The following is a 16,510-nucleotide window of genomic DNA, read 5'->3' as shown; positions in this document are numbered from 1 at the left end:
CTTCGCTTACCCAATCATCAATCAAACGTATGCAACCTAAAACTGTACTCACTTTCCTCTTTTCTTCGCTTCTTTTCTCCTCTTCATTAAAAGCCCAAATAGCCATCAATCGCGACACACAGATTGCGGATTTGGTTGCACAGGTTTCGGCAGATAGTTTGCAGGCACACATCAACGGGCTGGTTAGCTTCGGCACCCGGCATACCTTGAGCGTTCCTGCCGATGCCAATAGCGCTGTTGGCAAAAAAGGACTCGGTGCGGCCCGACAATGGATTCTGAATAAATTTAATCAATACGCCAAACAGTCGAACGGGCGTATGACAGCCACACTCGATACATGGACGCTCCAACCAGATGGACGTCGGGTGGATAAACCGGCGAATATGGGGAACGTGATGGCGACACTCAAAGGTACTGACCCACTGGATAATCGCATTTTCATCGTGCAGGGGCACATGGATAGCCGCGTAACAAATGTCATGAATCGGGAATCAGATGCGCCGGGTGCCAACGACGATGGCTCAGGTACGGCGGCTGTTATTGAGCTCTGTCGGGTTATGAGTAAATCATCTTTTCCGGCTACGGTCATTTTTGTAACCCTAACCGGCGAAGAACAGGGTCTTTTAGGAGCTGAACATCTGTCGGAACGAGCAGTAAAAGAGAACTGGAACGTAGAGGCCGTGCTGAACAACGATATTATGGGCAGCAACAACAGTAGCGATACCCGTATTATCGATAATACTCGTCTACGCGTATTTAGCGAGGGGCTACCATCCAGTTTACTAAAAGACACAACCGGACGGATTGGTCAGATTCAACGGTTTGGCAATGAGAACGATGGAAAGGCTCGTACATTGGCTCGTTACCTCAAAGAAATCGGCGAACGGTACGTCGAAAATCTGGAGGTGGTGATGGTTTATCGCAACGACCGCTACCTACGCGGGGGAGATCATACTCCGTATGTACAACGTGGAATTGCAGCGGTGCGGATCACCGAAATGAACGAAAATTACGAGCACCAGCACCAGGATTTGCGTACCCAGAATGGTATCGAATACGGTGATTATCCGAAGTTTATGGATTTCGAATACCTCCGAAAAAATACCGCTGTCAACCTGGCGACGCTGGCAAATCTGGCCAAATCGCCAAGTGTGCCGCAAAACGTAACGGTCGATGTACGTAACCTGACGAACTCAACGGTATTGTATTGGCAGCCATCCAAAGCGGGAAAAGTGAAAGGTTATTATGTATTGATGCGCGAAACGTATTGGCCGTTTTGGCAAAAGAAGTTTTTCACCAACAGGCTTGGTATGACGCTCCCCTACTCGAAAGACAATTACTATTTCGCCGTGCAGGCCGTGAGCGAAGATGGAAACGAAAGTTTGCCTGTATTACCCGTTCCGAATTTGCGGTAATTTATTTATTACCCTAAACGTTCACTCCATCATGCCTTCTCTCTCCAAACGTCAATTCTTAAAAACCCTTGCTGGCGCAACAACCTTATCCACCTGGTCTGGTCTTGAAGAATCGCTGGCCAGTGTGGTAGCCGTATCCCCGGCAACGTTGGCCAGTAAGGAAGATTTCTGGGAGGGTATCCGAGCGGTATATCCCGTCACTAAAGACTTTATTCAACTCGAAAACGGATATTATTCCCTATCGGCACAACCCGTATTGGATAGTTATCTGAAGCATATTCAGGCGGTGAATAGCGTATCGTCATTTTACATGCGAACGCGTCAGTTTAACGACAAACGGGAATCTCAAACGCAGTTGGCGGCTTTGTTAGGCTGTTCGCCCGAAGAACTGATTATTACCCGAAATACGACCGAATCGCTGGATACGGTCATTGCTGGCCTGAACTGGAAGGCAGGAGATGAAGTCGTGATGGCGCACCAGGATTACGGTGCCATGCTCGACATGTTCAAGCTTCAGGCTCGGCGACATGGCATTGTAAACCGGATGGTTTCGATTCCTAATCATCCGAAATCCGACGATGAACTTGTCAGTCTGTATGAGAAAGCGATTACGTCCAAAACACGATTACTGATGGTTTGCCATCTGGTAAACATCACCGGACATATTCTGCCGATCCGAAAAATCACGGAGATGGCGCATCGACACAACGTTGAAGTGATGGTCGATGGAGCGCACGCATTTGCTCACCTGAACTTTAAAATCAGCGATTTAGGGGGCTGTGATTATTATGCCAGCAGTTTACACAAATGGCTGGGTACGCCATTGGGAGCGGGAATCCTTTATGTGCGTAAAGACAAAATTGCAGGTCTCTGGCCCATGTTCGCCGATAGCAATTTTGCTGATGATGATATTCGTAAATTAAATCATACAGGTACTCATCCCGTCGCCACGGACTTAGCTATTCAGGATGCTATTCGCTTTCACAACGACATAGGCATTGCCCGAAAAGAAGCTCGACTTCGTTATCTACAGCGCTATTGGACCGACCAGGTACGCAATAATCCGAAAATTATCCTCAACACCCCGGAAGATCCGACCCGCTCCTGTGCCATCGCTAATGTTGGTATAAGCGGGAAAAAGCCTGCGGAGTTAGCTAAAACGTTATTTGATTCCTATAAACTATTTACCGTTGCGATCGATAACCCAGCTGCGACCGTACACGGCGTACGCGTAACTCCCCATCTCTACACGACTACTGCCGAACTAGATACGTTCGTAAAAGCGCTCAAAGCGATTGCCGGTTAAATCTCTTACGTCAAAAACCTTATCACTCACCATCATGACTATTCGTTTACCAGCGCTTGGTGTATTTACGCTCTTGAGCATCGTAAGCCTAGCGCAAACGCCAATAAAAAAACGTCCCCTGACGTCGAAAGATATGTATCGGCTGCAAACGGTCAGCGATCCGCAGGTTTCGCCGGATGGAAAGTGGGTTAGCTACGGCCTTTCAACGGTCGATTCCACGAAAGACAAACGCAATTCCGATCTTTGGATGGTTAGCTGGGACGGCGAAGAATCGGTTCAACTGACCAATACACCCGATGGCGAATCGAAAGCCCGATTCAGTCCCGACGGGAAATATATTTCGTTTGTATCGGCTCGCCAGGGAGCTACCAAAGCTCAGATTTGGCTCATGGATCGTCGAGGTGGTGAAGCGAAAAAACTGACCGATCTGAAAACTGATCTGGAAGATTACGTATGGTCGCCAGATGGGAAAAAACTGGCGCTGGTACTGCGTGATCCCGACTATTCTGATTCCGCAAAAACGAAAGTTCGGAAACCGTATGTGCTTGACCGCTATCATTTCAAGGCCGATATAAAAGGCTATTTGGAGAAAAGTCCTGTTCACCTTTATGTATTCGATCTGGCAACTAAAAAGCTGGATACGCTCACAACGGGCCCTTACGAAGAAATCTCACCAGTATGGTCGCCCGACGGGAATCAGCTTGCCTTTGTCAGCAACCGAACGGATGACCCTGACCGCAATGAGAACACGAATATTTACGTAATGGAGGCCCGTAAAGGTGCAAAAGTAAACCAGTTAACTACCTGGATGGGATCGGACAATAATCCTGCCTGGAGCCCCGATGGAAAACGAATTGCGTATTTGCGCTCTACATCATCGGGCAACTTTATTATGTACGATCAGCCCGTTCTGGCCGTAATTGGTCGGGAAGGCGGTGAACCGAATTTGTTGTCTAAAACCCTGGATCGACCTGTTCGTAATCCGGTTTGGGCTAAAGATGGACAAACTATCGCAGTGCAAATACAGGATGATCGCCAAACGTATGTTGGTCAATACACGGTTGCCGATGGCAAATTCACTAAACTAACTGGGGGTAATCGCGTATTTAGTAATCTTCAGTCCGCAACAGCCGGCAATTGGGTAGCTATGCTCAGCGATCCGCAAACACCCGGTGAAGTATATGCTATCGAAGCTGGAACTCCTCGTCGATTAACGCACATACACGACGAGTTTCTGGCTCCGCTCGAACTGGCAACGGTTGAAGGATTTACGTCGAAAAGTAAGGATGGAACGCAGGTGTCGAACGTTTTGTACCGACCTGCCAATACACCTACTGGTAAAAAACTACCCGCTATTTTCTTTATCCACGGTGGCCCCGTATCGCAGGATGAGTATTCGTTTGATTTGACCCGTCAATTGATGGCGGCTGGTGGATACGCTGTTGTAGCCGTTAATTATCGGGGCAGCAACGGCCGTGGACTGGATTTCACCAAGGCTATTTATGCCGATTGGGGCAACAAGGAAGTACTGGATATTCTGGGAGCTACCGATTATCTGATCGAAAAAGGCATCGCAGATCCTGATCGACTAGGTATTGGTGGCTGGAGCTACGGCGGTATTCTGACCAACTATACGATCGCTACCGATACGCGCTTCAAAGCTGCCGCCAGTGGAGCCGGAAGTTCGCTGCAATTGACTATGTATGGCATTGATCAGTATACGAACCAATACGAAAACGAGTTGGGCGCTCCCTGGAAAAATCCCGAAAAATGGCTGAAACTTTCCTATCCCTTTCTGAAAGCGGATCGGATTAAAACACCAACGCTGTTTATGGCGGGCGAGAAAGATTTCAACGTTCCATCGGCTGGTAGCGAACAAATGTATCAGGCCCTTCGGTCGTTGGGAATACCGACGCAATTAGTTATTTATCCGGGTCAATTTCACGGCATTACCGTTCCGAGCTACCAGAAAGACCGCGTTGATCGGTATTTACAATGGTTCGATAAGTACTTAAAACCCAAAACATTATAGATTTCCTTTGATCTGATTATAACACCGTGCATCAAAAAGTCAGGTTTGCGCGTATGATTAGGTATTGCTTTATTCGTTTTTTTCGTAGTTTACCGTTCCTGTTCCATTGTTGAACTCAGAATCTCTAAAATCAACTGATTATGAAGCGTTACGTATATGCACTTTGCCTGGCCCTTTCCTTTGTGGGCTTAATTTCCTGTAGCAAAAACAGCGACCCTGCTCCGTCTTCACCTGTGGTAGGCCGTTGGGAATTAAACAGAGGAATCTTAAGTGCCTTCCCTACTTCGGCAAGTGTCAACGGAGCCGCTATTGATTTATACGGTATTGAGGGATATGGCTCTACTATCGATATATATTCAGACAATACATTCAATGAAAATTACCGTTCTACGGTTGTCGCTGATGCTGGAGGCACCTGGGATTTTTCGAACAACACGTTGACATTGAAATACGATGGCGGTTCGCAGGATACCTATACGTACGCGAAAACCAAAAATATTGAAGAGCTTACAGCGACTACGCTTGTGAACTACACAATTCCTGTATCGGCTTCAGCTACGTCTACCGGTAAAATTCAGGTTATCTACCGGAAATAAAATTGATATTCTGTGGATTTTGTCCACTCAGTAAAATAGCGACAGGTCGATGAGCGCTCATCGACCTGTTGCTATTTTTTTTATAATCAGAAAATTGAGCTTCGGTAAGATAGTTACTCAAAATAGATCCTAAATCGGTTAAGCCATTTCAAGACAATCGATCACAAACTGGATTTGCTGTTTGATTGACGCCAATGTCTCGCTATTCCCCGTTGATTCGTACTCGATTCGATCAATCCAGGTATACTGATTCATTAGGCTATTGGACATACGTAAGACCTCAGCTATAGGCCAACGTTCTTCCAGGTTTTGCAATTCGAGCCGAAACAAATCAAATGTTTCGTTGAACTGGTCCTTTATTACTGATGTCTCCAGATCATCAGCCAGCCTTCTTAATCGTGTGTAAGATATCTCTTCTGTTGGTTGCATAGCTAAACCTCTATGCCCACCCTGTTGCACGATCCGTGCCAAACTATTAACAGCAAGCTTAACTTAAGATTTAGAAATAGCCTCCACTTTTTCCGTTTCCAACCACAAAAGCAAAAGCCGCAACCAAATGACTAACAATTGATTGCGGCTTTATTTGGTGCCGAAGGCGAGACTCGAACTCGCATGTCCGTAAAGACACACGCCCCTGAAACGTGCGTGTCTACCAATTTCACCACTTCGGCAGCACTGTTCCCCGTATTGGGATTGCAAAGATACGGTTTGCCAAAGAAACAACGCAAGATTTTTAGGGATTTTTTCGAACCCTATCGGGCAAAGGCTAAACGCTTCCCGGTTTGATCTGATACGAATGTACCGTTCTGATAAATCAGTTCACCAGATACAATTGTATGCGTCACACTAGCGCCAAATGTATGCCCCTCCAATGGCGACCAACCGCATTGATACAGAATATTTTCCTTCGAAACCGTTGTTGGTTGAGTTGTATCGACCAGAACCAAATCGGCCCAGTAACCTTCCCGAACATAGCCACGTCGGTCGATCTGGAAACAATCGGCGGGAGCATGACTCATTTTTCTGACTACCGTTTCGAGCGATAGTTTACCCTGCTTCACAAACTCAAGCATGAGTAATAAAGGGTGTTGCACAAGCGGCAAGCCGGAGGGAGCCTGCCAGTAAGGTTGCTGTTTTTCAGCCCAGGTGTGTGGCGCATGATCGGTGGCAATAATATCAAGTCGATCATCCAGAAGCGCGGCTAATAGCGCTTCCTTGTGATGGGGCGCTTTTATAGCTGGATTACACTTTATTTGATTACCCAATCTGGCGTAGTCGGAACTATCGAACCACAAATGATGCACGCAAACTTCCGCTGTTATTCGCTTTTCCGTTAGCGGAAGCGTATTGTCGAATAAAACCAGCTCGTCCGCTGTCGATATGTGCAATATATGGAGCCGAGCGTTATGTCGACGTGCTAAGTCAATGGCTAATGACGATGACTTATAACAGGCTTCTTCATTGCGAATCAGGGGATGTAGTTCAGCCGTTGCAGAATCGCCATATTCAGCTTTGTATCGCTCGGTGTTGGCCCGAATCGTTGCTTCATCTTCGCAATGCGTGGCAATCAGCATCGGACTATTCTGAAATAAACTATCCAGAACCTGCTCATTATCCACCAGCATATTCCCCGTCGACGATCCCATAAATACCTTAATGCCGCAGACGCTCTTCGGATCAGTCTTTAGGACCTCATCGAGGTTTGAATTCGATGCCCCCATAAAGAAGGAATAATTTGCCAGCGATGTCTTGGCGGCAATCGCATATTTGTCGGCTAGTAATTCCTGAGTCAGCGCGTTTGGAACAGTATTGGGCATCTCCATAAAACTGGTGACGCCACCCGCTACAGCCGCCCGCGCTTCTGACCGAATCGTCGCTTTATGCGTCAGGCCAGGTTCGCGAAAATGTACCTGATCGTCGATGACTCCAGGAAGTAAATATTGTCCTCTTGCATCAATGATCTGGCTAACGCCTTCGTCTGATAATCCAGATTTGATTTGTGCAATAAATCCATTTTCAACCAGAACGTCGGTCTCTACAGTACGCCCTTCGTTGACTAACTGAGCGTTACGAATCAGGAGTTTACTCATAAAATCCGAGCGGCTTCTTTCGCGAAATAGGTTAGAATTACGTTTGCTCCGGCCCGTTTGATAGATAGAAGTACCTCCATCATAGCGCGTTCGCCATCGAGCCATCCGTTTTTAGCCGCCGATTTAATCATCGCATATTCGCCACTAACGTTATAGGCAGCAATGGGTAGATGAAAATTGTCGTTGAGAAGCTTGATAATGTCCAGATACGCTAAGGCGGGTTTTACCATCAGAAAATCAGCGCCTTCATCGTAATCAAGCTGGGCTTCAATGAGGGCTTCGCGGCTGTTGGCCGGATTCATCTGATAGGTTTTTTTATCGCCAAACTTTGGAGCCGAAGCCAGCGCATCCCGGAAAGGACCGTAAAAAGCGCTGGCGTATTTAGCAGCATACGACATAATGGCAACGTCATAGTATCCTGCTTCATCGAGTACCTGCCGAATATAGCCAACACGTCCGTCCATCATATCCGATGGCCCGAGAATATTAGCGCCCGCCTGTGCCTGAGCCAATGCCATTTTGCCCAATACTTCCAGTGTTGGGTCATTCAGGATTTTACCATTTTCCACAACGCCATCGTGCCCATCGGAACTGTAAGGGTCCATCGCTACGTCGGTCATGACCATCACGTCCGGGAAGCGATCTTTAATGGCCCGAATGGTTTGCAAATACAGCCCTTCTGGATTATGGCTTTCAGTAGCGTATTTATCTTTTTTCGACTCCGAAATATTAGGGAATAAGTCGAACGTTTTGATACCTAAGTCAACGCATTCCTGAATTTCTTCCAGCAGAAAATCCGGTGATAATCTGTAGATACCTGGCATGGAAGCCACTTCTGACCGAACGTTCTGGCCTTCCATGACAAAAAGAGGTAGAATAAAATCAGTAACAGACAGGCGAGTTTCCTGCACCATATCGCGGATCACAGCAGACTGTCGATTCCGGCGAGGGCGACGAATTAAATTGGCCAAAGTTATCGAGGTGTAAACGTTATAAAGTTGTAGTGTTGTCGATTGCTGAATGCGTTGGTACCGCAACTAGACAACGTTATAACCCTACAACTTTACAACTTGCTTAAACAATGAGTTTAAATCCTTCTCCGTGTACATTCACGAGCTGAACGGAGGGATCTTCTTTGAGGTATTTCCGCAGCTTCGTTACGTATACGTCCATGCTTCGGGCGTTGAAATACGAATCATCGCCCCAAACCATTTTCAGGGCAAAGCTACGACTGACGGGCTGATTGAGGTTCTGTGCCAGCAATTTTAATAACTCAGATTCTTTGCTGGTTAATTTCTGCGGTTGTGATTCCGGCTCGTTAGTCGAATCTCTGGAGAGCAGTTGATGAGGGTAATCGAATGAAAATGAGCCGATTTGATAAACCGAAGGTTCTCCTGAATCGGTTGAGCGCTGGTAGCGACGTAGAATGGCCTGAATGCGTAAGAGCAATTCTTCCATACTGAATGGCTTCGTGATGTAATCGTCGGCACCGACTTTAAATCCCTGAATGGTATCTTCCTGCATGGATTTGGCCGTCAGGAAAATAATGGGGACTTCCCGATTCGCCATCCGAACTTCTTTGGCAAGCGTAAAGCCGTCCTTCTTGGGCATCATCACATCGAAAATACACAGGTCATAATTTCCAGCCATGAATCGCTGTAAGCCCTGATTCCCGTCGGTCGTACGATCGGTTGCATAGCCTTTCATGGTCAGATATTCCTGCACCAATTGACCCAGATTCGGATCGTCTTCAACAAGCAAAATGGTAGGCATAATTTAATGATTGAATGAGTGAATGAGCGATTGAGTGAATAGGCTGACGCGAAAACTATTCACTCAATCGCTCATTCACTCATTCGCAATTTTATATGGAATGATCACTTCAAACGAGCTGCCTTTGCCGGGCTGGCTTTCAACCAAAATCTGGCCATGGTGTTGGTCTATGATTTTCTTCACATAGCTTAATCCCAGTCCAAACCCTTTGACATCGTGTAAATTACCGGTCGGCACGCGATAGAATTTTTCGAAAATACGGCTGGTTTGCTCTTTCGTCATGCCTAGCCCTTTATCCGTAACCGTAATGCTTACTCCCTCTGGAAGGCTTCGCGTTGTTAAGGTAATATGCGGAGTTTCTGGTGAATATTTGAGTGCGTTATCCAGCAAATTATAGACAATGTTGGTCAAATGCAGTTCGTCAGCCTCTACCACCTCCCGGTCAGCCTCGAAATCCAGATCCACCTCTCCCCCACGCTGTTCAATTTGCAAACCTAGATTATTGAGAACCTTTTCGATCACATCATGGACATTTACGGGGGATAGATTCAGTTTAACTTCCCCCCGATCCAGCAAGGCCATTTGTAATACTTTTTCTACGTGCGAACCAAGTCGGCGGGTTTCATCCCGAATAATGCCCATATACCGTGTTAGTCGGGAATCGAGCTGGTCGGTTCTTGACGGTAATTCATTTGGCTCAAGTTCGTCTAACGTTGCTCCAGCGCCAACAAGCCCTAGGTGAGAACGATTTTCTGATCGCAGTTGCTCCTGCGCCATTTCAACCGCCAGCGAAATGGTCGAAATCGGCGTTTTGAGCTCGTGCGTCATGTTATTGATGAAGTCATTTTTGATATCGGCCAGTTTTTTCTGGCGAAGAATGGTGCTAATCGCAATATAAAAACACGCCAGAATGACCAAAATCAGCACAGCTGATGCGCCAAACGTAAAGCCAAGTCGACTTAAAATAAACTGTTGCTGAGTGGGAAACGAGATGTACACGTAATTCCCGGTTTCAAGCCAATTATTAGGAAATAAAGCCGCCTTGTAGCCATTCGTATTAAACTGCTGGGAATCGATTCCTAAAGATGTAAACAGAAACTCTGGCTTTTCATGCGTCTGAACAGCGTAGGCAAATGGAATGCTAATCCCGCGTTCAGCCAGCGCCTGACGAAGCAACGTATCCAGTGCCAGGCGATTGATTCGATCTTTGATAGGTCGATCTGAAAACATCAGGCTTTTCACGACATTTTTAATCATGCGTGACTGTTCTTCTGCTCGATTCTGACTCAGACTCGCCGGTTGGGTCAATAGACTGGGCGAAGTTGAAGCAAGTTTACTCTCTGCCTGCAATTTCGCCTGTTGGGCGGCCCGTCGCATTCGCTTTTTAGCAACCCTTTTTAACGAATCCTGCTTATTTATTTGAATCAATTCATTGATCAGTACATTCTCAACCCAGTTTTGAAACTGCTGCTGCTCAGCCAGTTGAGCCTGCCAGTCGCCAACGGCCATCAACTCTTCCTGCTGACGGTAAAATCCCTGTACAATAGCGGTCTGCTCCGGGGAAAGCGGGCGGATGGTGGGATGCGGAATATCGGATTGAACGACAACGGCGCCATTCGGTGTCATATTAAGCGATAACATCTGGCGCGTATCCCGCTCTTTCGACTCATCGGCAACCTTCTTTCTATTTTTAGAACGTATGGGTTCTTTGTCCGCTACCTCCTGAGGTGTTGATTCGGTAGGTAGTGGTTTACCTTCTTTTTTCGCAATAGCCATCAGCCCACTCTGTTGTTCACGGGCCTGGATGTGCTGTTTGGTCAAGTAGGCAATTTCCTGACGTTCAAGTGTACGGACGACTTCCTGTAAGGCATCGGTCACTTTATAGGCAAACTGTTCCTTCTGGAGTCGCAGGGCGCTACTGATCCAGAATAGCTGGAGCCCAACCAGTCCGACCAGCCCAATTGCCATCAAAGCGACAATCCAGAATATGCGTTGTTTCGACATTTTTTACTCTTTCGTGCAACCTCGATTCTGTTTTTGCATCTATTATAAGCGAATCGGGGTGGTTAGTAAAAGTACGAACCGAGCTGAGTACTCATTGGATCGTTAACAAACTTTAACACCCCCTGTATCAATTGGTTTAGCAACATATTGTTCCTTCGCTTGCAATTCTCGAATCCTATGAAAAAAACAGTTTTAGCACTGTCCCGGTTCACACCGGCTCTGCTGTTGGCAGTCACGTTCACGGGTGTTGCCATCGCGCAAAAAACGCCAGCTCCATCGGCGAAATCAGACAATAATGAAGTAAATATCCGGATTATCGAGCGTGATGGTGATGACGTCCGCGAAATCGAGCGGACGTATCGTACCGACAAAATGACCGATGCCCAGCGTGATCAATTGGTTACTAAATTAGTCGATTCCGTTCGGGCTACTCGAAAAGATGGACGGAAGCGTCAGTTGACAATTATTGTCGATGATAGTGGCGAGAACAAAATCGCGCTGCGGAAACGATTGACTCCAGGCATGAAACGCATTCCGGGAGATTTATACGTTGAACGTGGCAAGCTTCCCCGAAATGATCAGGAATTCTGGAATAATCAGAACTGGCGCTATGAGCTTCGCCGGGGTATGGACTCCATGAACGACCAAATGCGCCAGTTTAAGCTTGAATTCCCCCGCGACTTTGATCGCCAGATCATTCGTCCGTTTGAAGGCTGGGCGCAAACGGTTGGCGGAAAACAATCGACCATTCGAGGACTAGACGCTTTTCCGAATAACCCAGATCGGGATCAACTCAATGTTCGCTTCAATGCACCTGCCAAAGGTGATGTAAGCATTATTGTAACGAATACAAAAGGGAAAGAAGTGGCTAAACGGGAAATTAAAGATTTCACGGGTGAGTTTGTTGGCCAAATCGACCTTGGCAAAAAAGCTGAAGGTATTTATTTCATCACCGTTACACAAAATGAGGACGGTGCCGTAAAACGAATTGTTCTGGAATAAAAAATTGAGGAGAAGCAAGTTTTGTAGTCAATACTGACCGAATTAATTACTAAACTTGCTTCTTTTTCCATAAACCGCAATCATTTGAAAAAATTTTACAAAAATTTAGTACTATGTATTGCAAGATACCCAACAAAACATATAACTTTGTATTGTAATTAAAGCACGAGGTCATGAAAACGGTACTGGTAGTCGGGGTTTTATTGTTAGGCATCAGCGGTCAGGCATTTAGCATGGGGCATCCACACAATGTATTTGCCGCTCGGAAACAATTACGGACAAAAGCGTCAACATCAATCACGAAAACAAAAATGGCTTGCCCACCAACCTGGCAACGAGCCGTTCGTGAAACAAAAAACTCGCTGGGTGAGCACTTATTGCAGGCCCTCTCACACGTGAATCCACTACGGGCATATTAGTATGCTCGCGACCTTTTTTGTCTCATTACAGATTAACTGAAGTTGAAGATCAGGATAGCCATCCTGTTTTCTTCGTTTATTGGCGTTTCTCTCCTTTCTACATCAGGGCTTTACTTCTACCTGGCCCTTTTAGTTCATAGCATAATATCTTTTCTACACTTTTGTGCTCAGCGAATTAGCCCAATGGGGCATCTTTGCTGTATTGGTAATAACGGACGTAAGAAACAAGTTATGGCTGGCATAACTATTGTTCTTATTTTCGCTATACACAGTTGATTGGGATTAGTGGCTTAAACTGCTCTAAGCGAATTAATTACCATTTAATTAATCTGTATCATCCAGTTTTTAATTTTGTATTAATCCGTTATCAATAACAGATTTTATACATTTTTTCGTTAAAAACTTAGATAATTCACAGATATACGGTATTTTTCGATAGGGTTTATTTATTTTTATGGTTTAGCCCTAACTCGCCGATAACTGACTTATACTTTTTACATCAGAGTACATATGCAGAACGCCGTTCTACGACCCCTACTACTCGTCGGACTCCTGTTCGTCACTTTGCTGACTGCGTTTGGTTTAACCAAGCCAGGCCGTAGATTATGGACTCGGATATCCCATTCCCGCAAGGCCACGACAAAAGTTATGCCTAAGCGGACAATTGCCCCGGTTGCCGTTAACACAAGCACTTATGTAGTCCGGCCCAATGAACATCCTGTCGAGGTATTCAACTTATCCGATAGTGGACAAGTCTGGGTCGATAGCGTATTTCAGACGTTAACGCCAGAGCAGAAAGTTGGTCAATTTTTCATGGTCGCGGCTTTCTCCAATCGCCATGAAAATCACTACCAGTACATCGACCATCTAATTCAATCCAATCATATTGGCGGTCTGATTTTCTTTCAGGGCGGTCCTTATCGACAAGCCATTCTGACCAATCGCTATCAGGCCCAATCGAAAGTTCCGCTGCTAATCGGCATTGATGGCGAATGGGGCTTGGGTATGCGGCTGGACAGCGCGATGGATTTCCCAAAACAAATGGCACTAGGCGCTATTCGGAACAACGAATTGATTTACCGAATGGGTGCCGAAATCGGTCGACAGTGCCAACGGCTGGGTATTCATATCAATTTCGCGCCCGTATCTGACATCAACAGCAATCCAGCCAATCCAGTCATTGGCGTTCGTTCGTTTGGCGAATCGAAAGAAAACGTAGCACTGAAGGCTTCGGCTTACATGCGCGGACTTCAGCAAACGCATGTTATTGCTACAGCAAAACATTTTCCGGGTCATGGCGATACCAACGCTGATTCGCATCATACCTTACCAACGGTGAGCCGTTCTACGGAGCTCATGCGCGATATTGATCTGTACCCATTCCGTAAACTAATTGCCGATAGCCTGATGGGCGTCGTTACGGGCCATTTGCACGTTCCCAGCATCGACAATACACCGGCCCTGGCGGCAACGCTCTCCGAAAAAATTGTCACGGAATTGCTCAAAAAAGAATTAGGTTTTAGAGGGCTCGTCTTTACTGATGCGTTGAATATGGGTGGTATTAGTCGGTCTCCAAAGGCAATAGACGTAAATCTTCGTGCCTTAATTGCTGGTAACGACATATTACTGTATCCGGAGAATGTCCGCGACGCAGCGGCCAATATTTTAAACGCCGTTCAACAAGGCATTATTTCTCAGGAGCTTATTGACGAAAAGGTCAAAAAAATTCTACGGGCTAAGTACTGGGCTGGGCTTAATCATTACAAACCCATCAATCTGGGCGGCTTATCAGCCGATTTAAATTCACCTGAATCGAAACTGCTGAAGCAACAACTCTGTGAGCAGGCAATCACCATCGCCGATAATCAGAACAACTTACTTCCGTTTAACCGATTAGATACACTTCGGCTAGCCTCCGTTGCCATTGGCGCAGAAGCAGGAAATCTGTTTCAGAAGACACTAAATCAGTATGCTCCCTTTCAGACGCTGGCTTTCCCCGAAAAGCCGGTTTCGGATGTAGATGTAAATAATATTTTAGCGCAGGTTGGCGATGCCAATACAGTAGTTATGAGTTTCCATCGGATGAGCGAATCAGCCGTTCGTAAATACGGTGTTACCAAAGCGTCTCTCGACCTGATTTCCCGGCTGAAACAACGCGGTACGAAAGTGATTGTTACCGCTTTTGGATCGCCATATAGTTTACCACAATTTGCAGGTGTCGATGCGCTGGTATGTGCTTACCAGGAACTTGACGATATGGAGCGGGTTGTTCCACAAGTACTTTTTGGTGGATTGGGCGCGCAGGGAATGCTCCCCGTATCGACCAGTGGCGAGATGAAGGTCGGTATGGGATTGAGTATAAACCCAGAAGGTCGGTTATCCGCAGGTTCGCCGGAGAGCGTTGGGATGAAAACGGCCGTTTTGAACCAGATCGACGCAATTGCGCAAAATGCAGTAAAGAATCACGTTGTTCCGGGTTGTGAGATTCTGGTGGCTCGCAAAGGCAAGGTTGTTTATAGTAAAAACTTTGGGGCCTTAACCTATTCAGCTGGAGCAGAAAAAGTAACCGACGAAACATTATACGACCTGGCTTCGCTCACGAAAGTTCTGGCGACATTACAATCGGTAATGGTTTTGTATGACCGTAAACAAATCGATTTAGGCCAAAAAGCCTCTTTCTACCTTCCTGAATTGCGGAATACCAACAAACAGAACATCACTCTTCAGGATTTGCTCTGGCACCAATCGGGAATGGTATCTTATTATCCGACATCCTGGGATCGCACTCGAAAACCGGGCGGTGGATTGAAAGCCGAATACTATTCTGCTACTCACGATACACTGCATACGCTTCAGATTGCTCCAACGCTTTGGGCAGTACCTGCGTTAAAAGATTCCGTCTGGAAATGGGTGGTTCAGTCGCCCATGTCCAAAAAGATAGACGAAGCTGGCCGACCCGCTTATGTATATAGCGACCTAAATTTTCTGACGTTACAGAAAATTGTAGAGCGAGTCAGCAAACAGCCGCTTGACAAGTTTGTTACCGAAAACGTTTACAAACCATTAGGTCTGCATCAACTTGGCTTCACGCCATTACAACGGTTACCTAATCCACAGTGCGCACCAACGGAACAGGACACGTATTATCGGAATCAATTGCTGGTGGGTACAGTACACGATCAAATGGCGGCTGTACAAGGCGGTATTTCAGGCCACGCCGGACTATTTGGAAACGCTCGTGATATTGCGACCCTTTTGCAAATGAATCTTCAAAAGGGCTTATACGGCGAACAACGAATTCTGAATCCGATGACCGTTCCTTACTTTACGCAAACACTGAGCAATCGAAGCCACCGGGCTTTAGGTTGGGACAAACCGAATGCTGAAAGTCCGAGTAGTGTGTATATGGCTTCGCAAGTGTCACCACGTTCATTTGGCCATACAGGATTTACCGGAAATGTCGTTTGGGTTGATCCAGATGAAGAACTGATTTTTGTTTTTCTCTCCAATCGTATTTATCCGACAGCGGGGAATAACTCCATTAACACGACGAAGCTCCGCCGACGGATTCATGAAGTAATTTACAGCGCGGTTGAATAGTAGTTTCTTGATTAAGCGGTACTTTTGTCGATTGGCAGAAGCGCTATCTTAATGATACTCTGCCACTTCTGAACAGAAGTGGCATTTTTATTGCTAAGGGTTTTAAAATCAATATTATTTCTACAATGCGCTTTGATTAACTTATTAATAATCAGCAACATAAACAAATGACTTTTTAATCTAGCTGATCATTACATTTTGGCAGTAGTCTGCTTTTTACTAAAAATCGGGTCTAAATCCATTACCTTTAGATCCCATAATTGATTAATTAGG

The 16,510-nt window shown here is 46.1% G+C and carries 12 protein-coding genes and 1 tRNA gene; 7 read left to right on the top strand and 6 right to left on the bottom strand.

All coding sequences use genetic code 11. From position 1 onward, the window contains the following. The first annotated feature begins 29 nt into the window (after positions 1-29). The 4 genes from ACYVE4_RS03030 (at position 30) to ACYVE4_RS03015 (ending at position 5,349) form a co-directional block, all read left to right on the top strand. Positions 30-1,415 carry a M20/M25/M40 family metallo-hydrolase gene (locus tag ACYVE4_RS03030; protein WP_460995430.1) on the top strand — a complete coding sequence of 462 codons (1,386 nt, stop codon included), beginning with the start codon at positions 30-32 and terminating at the stop codon, positions 1,413-1,415. A gap of 31 nt (positions 1,416-1,446) precedes the next feature. Continuing rightward, positions 1,447-2,721 (top strand): aminotransferase class V-fold PLP-dependent enzyme, encoded by a 1,275-nt coding sequence (locus ACYVE4_RS03025; RefSeq protein ID WP_460995429.1) that lies wholly within the window; start codon positions 1,447-1,449, stop codon positions 2,719-2,721. Positions 2,722-2,755: 34 nt separating this feature from the next. Further along, a complete protein-coding gene (locus tag ACYVE4_RS03020) occupies positions 2,756-4,753 on the top strand; it encodes an alpha/beta fold hydrolase (protein ID WP_460995428.1) in 1,998 nt (665 codons plus the stop codon). A gap of 140 nt (positions 4,754-4,893) precedes the next feature. Beyond that, positions 4,894-5,349, top strand: a complete 456-nt coding sequence (locus ACYVE4_RS03015) for a lipocalin-like domain-containing protein (protein WP_460995427.1) — start codon at positions 4,894-4,896, stop codon at positions 5,347-5,349. A 138-nt stretch (positions 5,350-5,487) separates the two neighbouring features. Here ACYVE4_RS03015 and ACYVE4_RS03010 read toward each other — a convergent pair whose 3' ends face one another. The 6 genes from ACYVE4_RS03010 to ACYVE4_RS02985 form a co-directional block, all read right to left on the bottom strand. Continuing rightward, a complete protein-coding gene (locus tag ACYVE4_RS03010) occupies positions 5,488-5,778 on the bottom strand; it encodes a hypothetical protein (protein ID WP_460995426.1) in 291 nt (96 codons plus the stop codon). Between the two features lie 155 nt (positions 5,779-5,933). Beyond that, positions 5,934-6,020: transfer RNA gene (locus ACYVE4_RS03005), tRNA-Leu, on the bottom strand. An 81-nt stretch (positions 6,021-6,101) separates the two neighbouring features. Continuing rightward, the gene (locus ACYVE4_RS03000) at positions 6,102-7,439 is read right to left on the bottom strand and encodes a dihydroorotase (RefSeq protein WP_460995425.1); all 1,338 of its coding nucleotides are present in this window, start codon (positions 7,437-7,439) and stop codon (positions 6,102-6,104) included. Further along, positions 7,436-8,410: a porphobilinogen synthase gene (hemB, locus tag ACYVE4_RS02995; protein ID WP_460995424.1), complete on the bottom strand. Its 975-nt coding sequence runs from the start codon at positions 8,408-8,410 to the stop codon at positions 7,436-7,438. The genes ACYVE4_RS03000 and hemB overlap by 4 nt, the downstream gene beginning before the upstream one ends. Before the next feature lie 103 nt (positions 8,411-8,513). After that, complete coding sequence (locus tag ACYVE4_RS02990; RefSeq protein ID WP_460995423.1) at positions 8,514-9,212, bottom strand: response regulator transcription factor; 699 nt, start codon at positions 9,210-9,212, stop codon at positions 8,514-8,516. A gap of 75 nt (positions 9,213-9,287) precedes the next feature. Beyond that, a complete protein-coding gene (locus ACYVE4_RS02985; protein WP_460995422.1) occupies positions 9,288-11,216 on the bottom strand; it encodes a sensor histidine kinase in 1,929 nt (642 codons plus the stop codon). A gap of 177 nt (positions 11,217-11,393) precedes the next feature. Between ACYVE4_RS02985 and ACYVE4_RS02980 the strand changes: the two genes are divergently transcribed. The 3 genes from ACYVE4_RS02980 to ACYVE4_RS02970 all read left to right on the top strand — a co-directional run bounded on the left by ACYVE4_RS02980 (position 11,394) and on the right by ACYVE4_RS02970 (position 16,237). Continuing rightward, entirely contained in the window at positions 11,394-12,218 is an 825-nt protein-coding gene (locus ACYVE4_RS02980) for a T9SS type A sorting domain-containing protein (RefSeq protein WP_460995421.1), read from the top strand. A 173-nt stretch (positions 12,219-12,391) separates the two neighbouring features. After that, complete coding sequence (locus ACYVE4_RS02975) at positions 12,392-12,637, top strand: hypothetical protein (RefSeq protein ID WP_460995420.1); 246 nt, start codon at positions 12,392-12,394, stop codon at positions 12,635-12,637. 510 nt (positions 12,638-13,147) lie between these two features. Then, positions 13,148-16,237 (top strand): glycoside hydrolase family 3 N-terminal domain-containing protein, encoded by a 3,090-nt coding sequence (locus tag ACYVE4_RS02970; RefSeq protein WP_460995419.1) that lies wholly within the window; start codon positions 13,148-13,150, stop codon positions 16,235-16,237. Positions 16,238-16,510: the final 273 nt, after the last annotated feature.

The organism is Spirosoma harenae, from assembly GCF_054776975.1.
This window is presented reverse-complemented; position numbering and strand designations above follow the sequence as displayed.

Excerpts from the sequence above, each read along its gene's own strand:
- ACYVE4_RS02975 (WP_460995420.1), top strand. The coding sequence starts at position 12,392 with ATGAAAACGGTACTGGTAGTCGGGGTTTTATTGTTAGGCATCAGCGGT.
- ACYVE4_RS03000 (WP_460995425.1), bottom strand. The coding sequence starts at position 7,439 with ATGAGTAAACTCCTGATTCGTAACGCTCAGTTAGTCAACGAAGGGCGT.
- ACYVE4_RS03010 (WP_460995426.1), bottom strand. The coding sequence starts at position 5,778 with ATGCAACCAACAGAAGAGATATCTTACACACGATTAAGAAGGCTGGCT.
- ACYVE4_RS03025 (WP_460995429.1), top strand. The coding sequence starts at position 1,447 with ATGCCTTCTCTCTCCAAACGTCAATTCTTAAAAACCCTTGCTGGCGCA.
- ACYVE4_RS03030 (WP_460995430.1), top strand. The coding sequence starts at position 30 with ATGCAACCTAAAACTGTACTCACTTTCCTCTTTTCTTCGCTTCTTTTC.
- ACYVE4_RS02990 (WP_460995423.1), bottom strand. The coding sequence starts at position 9,212 with ATGCCTACCATTTTGCTTGTTGAAGACGATCCGAATCTGGGTCAATTG.
- ACYVE4_RS03020 (WP_460995428.1), top strand. The coding sequence starts at position 2,756 with ATGACTATTCGTTTACCAGCGCTTGGTGTATTTACGCTCTTGAGCATC.
- ACYVE4_RS03015 (WP_460995427.1), top strand. The coding sequence starts at position 4,894 with ATGAAGCGTTACGTATATGCACTTTGCCTGGCCCTTTCCTTTGTGGGC.
- ACYVE4_RS02970 (WP_460995419.1), top strand. The coding sequence starts at position 13,148 with ATGCAGAACGCCGTTCTACGACCCCTACTACTCGTCGGACTCCTGTTC.
- ACYVE4_RS02985 (WP_460995422.1), bottom strand. The coding sequence starts at position 11,216 with ATGTCGAAACAACGCATATTCTGGATTGTCGCTTTGATGGCAATTGGG.
- ACYVE4_RS02980 (WP_460995421.1), top strand. The coding sequence starts at position 11,394 with ATGAAAAAAACAGTTTTAGCACTGTCCCGGTTCACACCGGCTCTGCTG.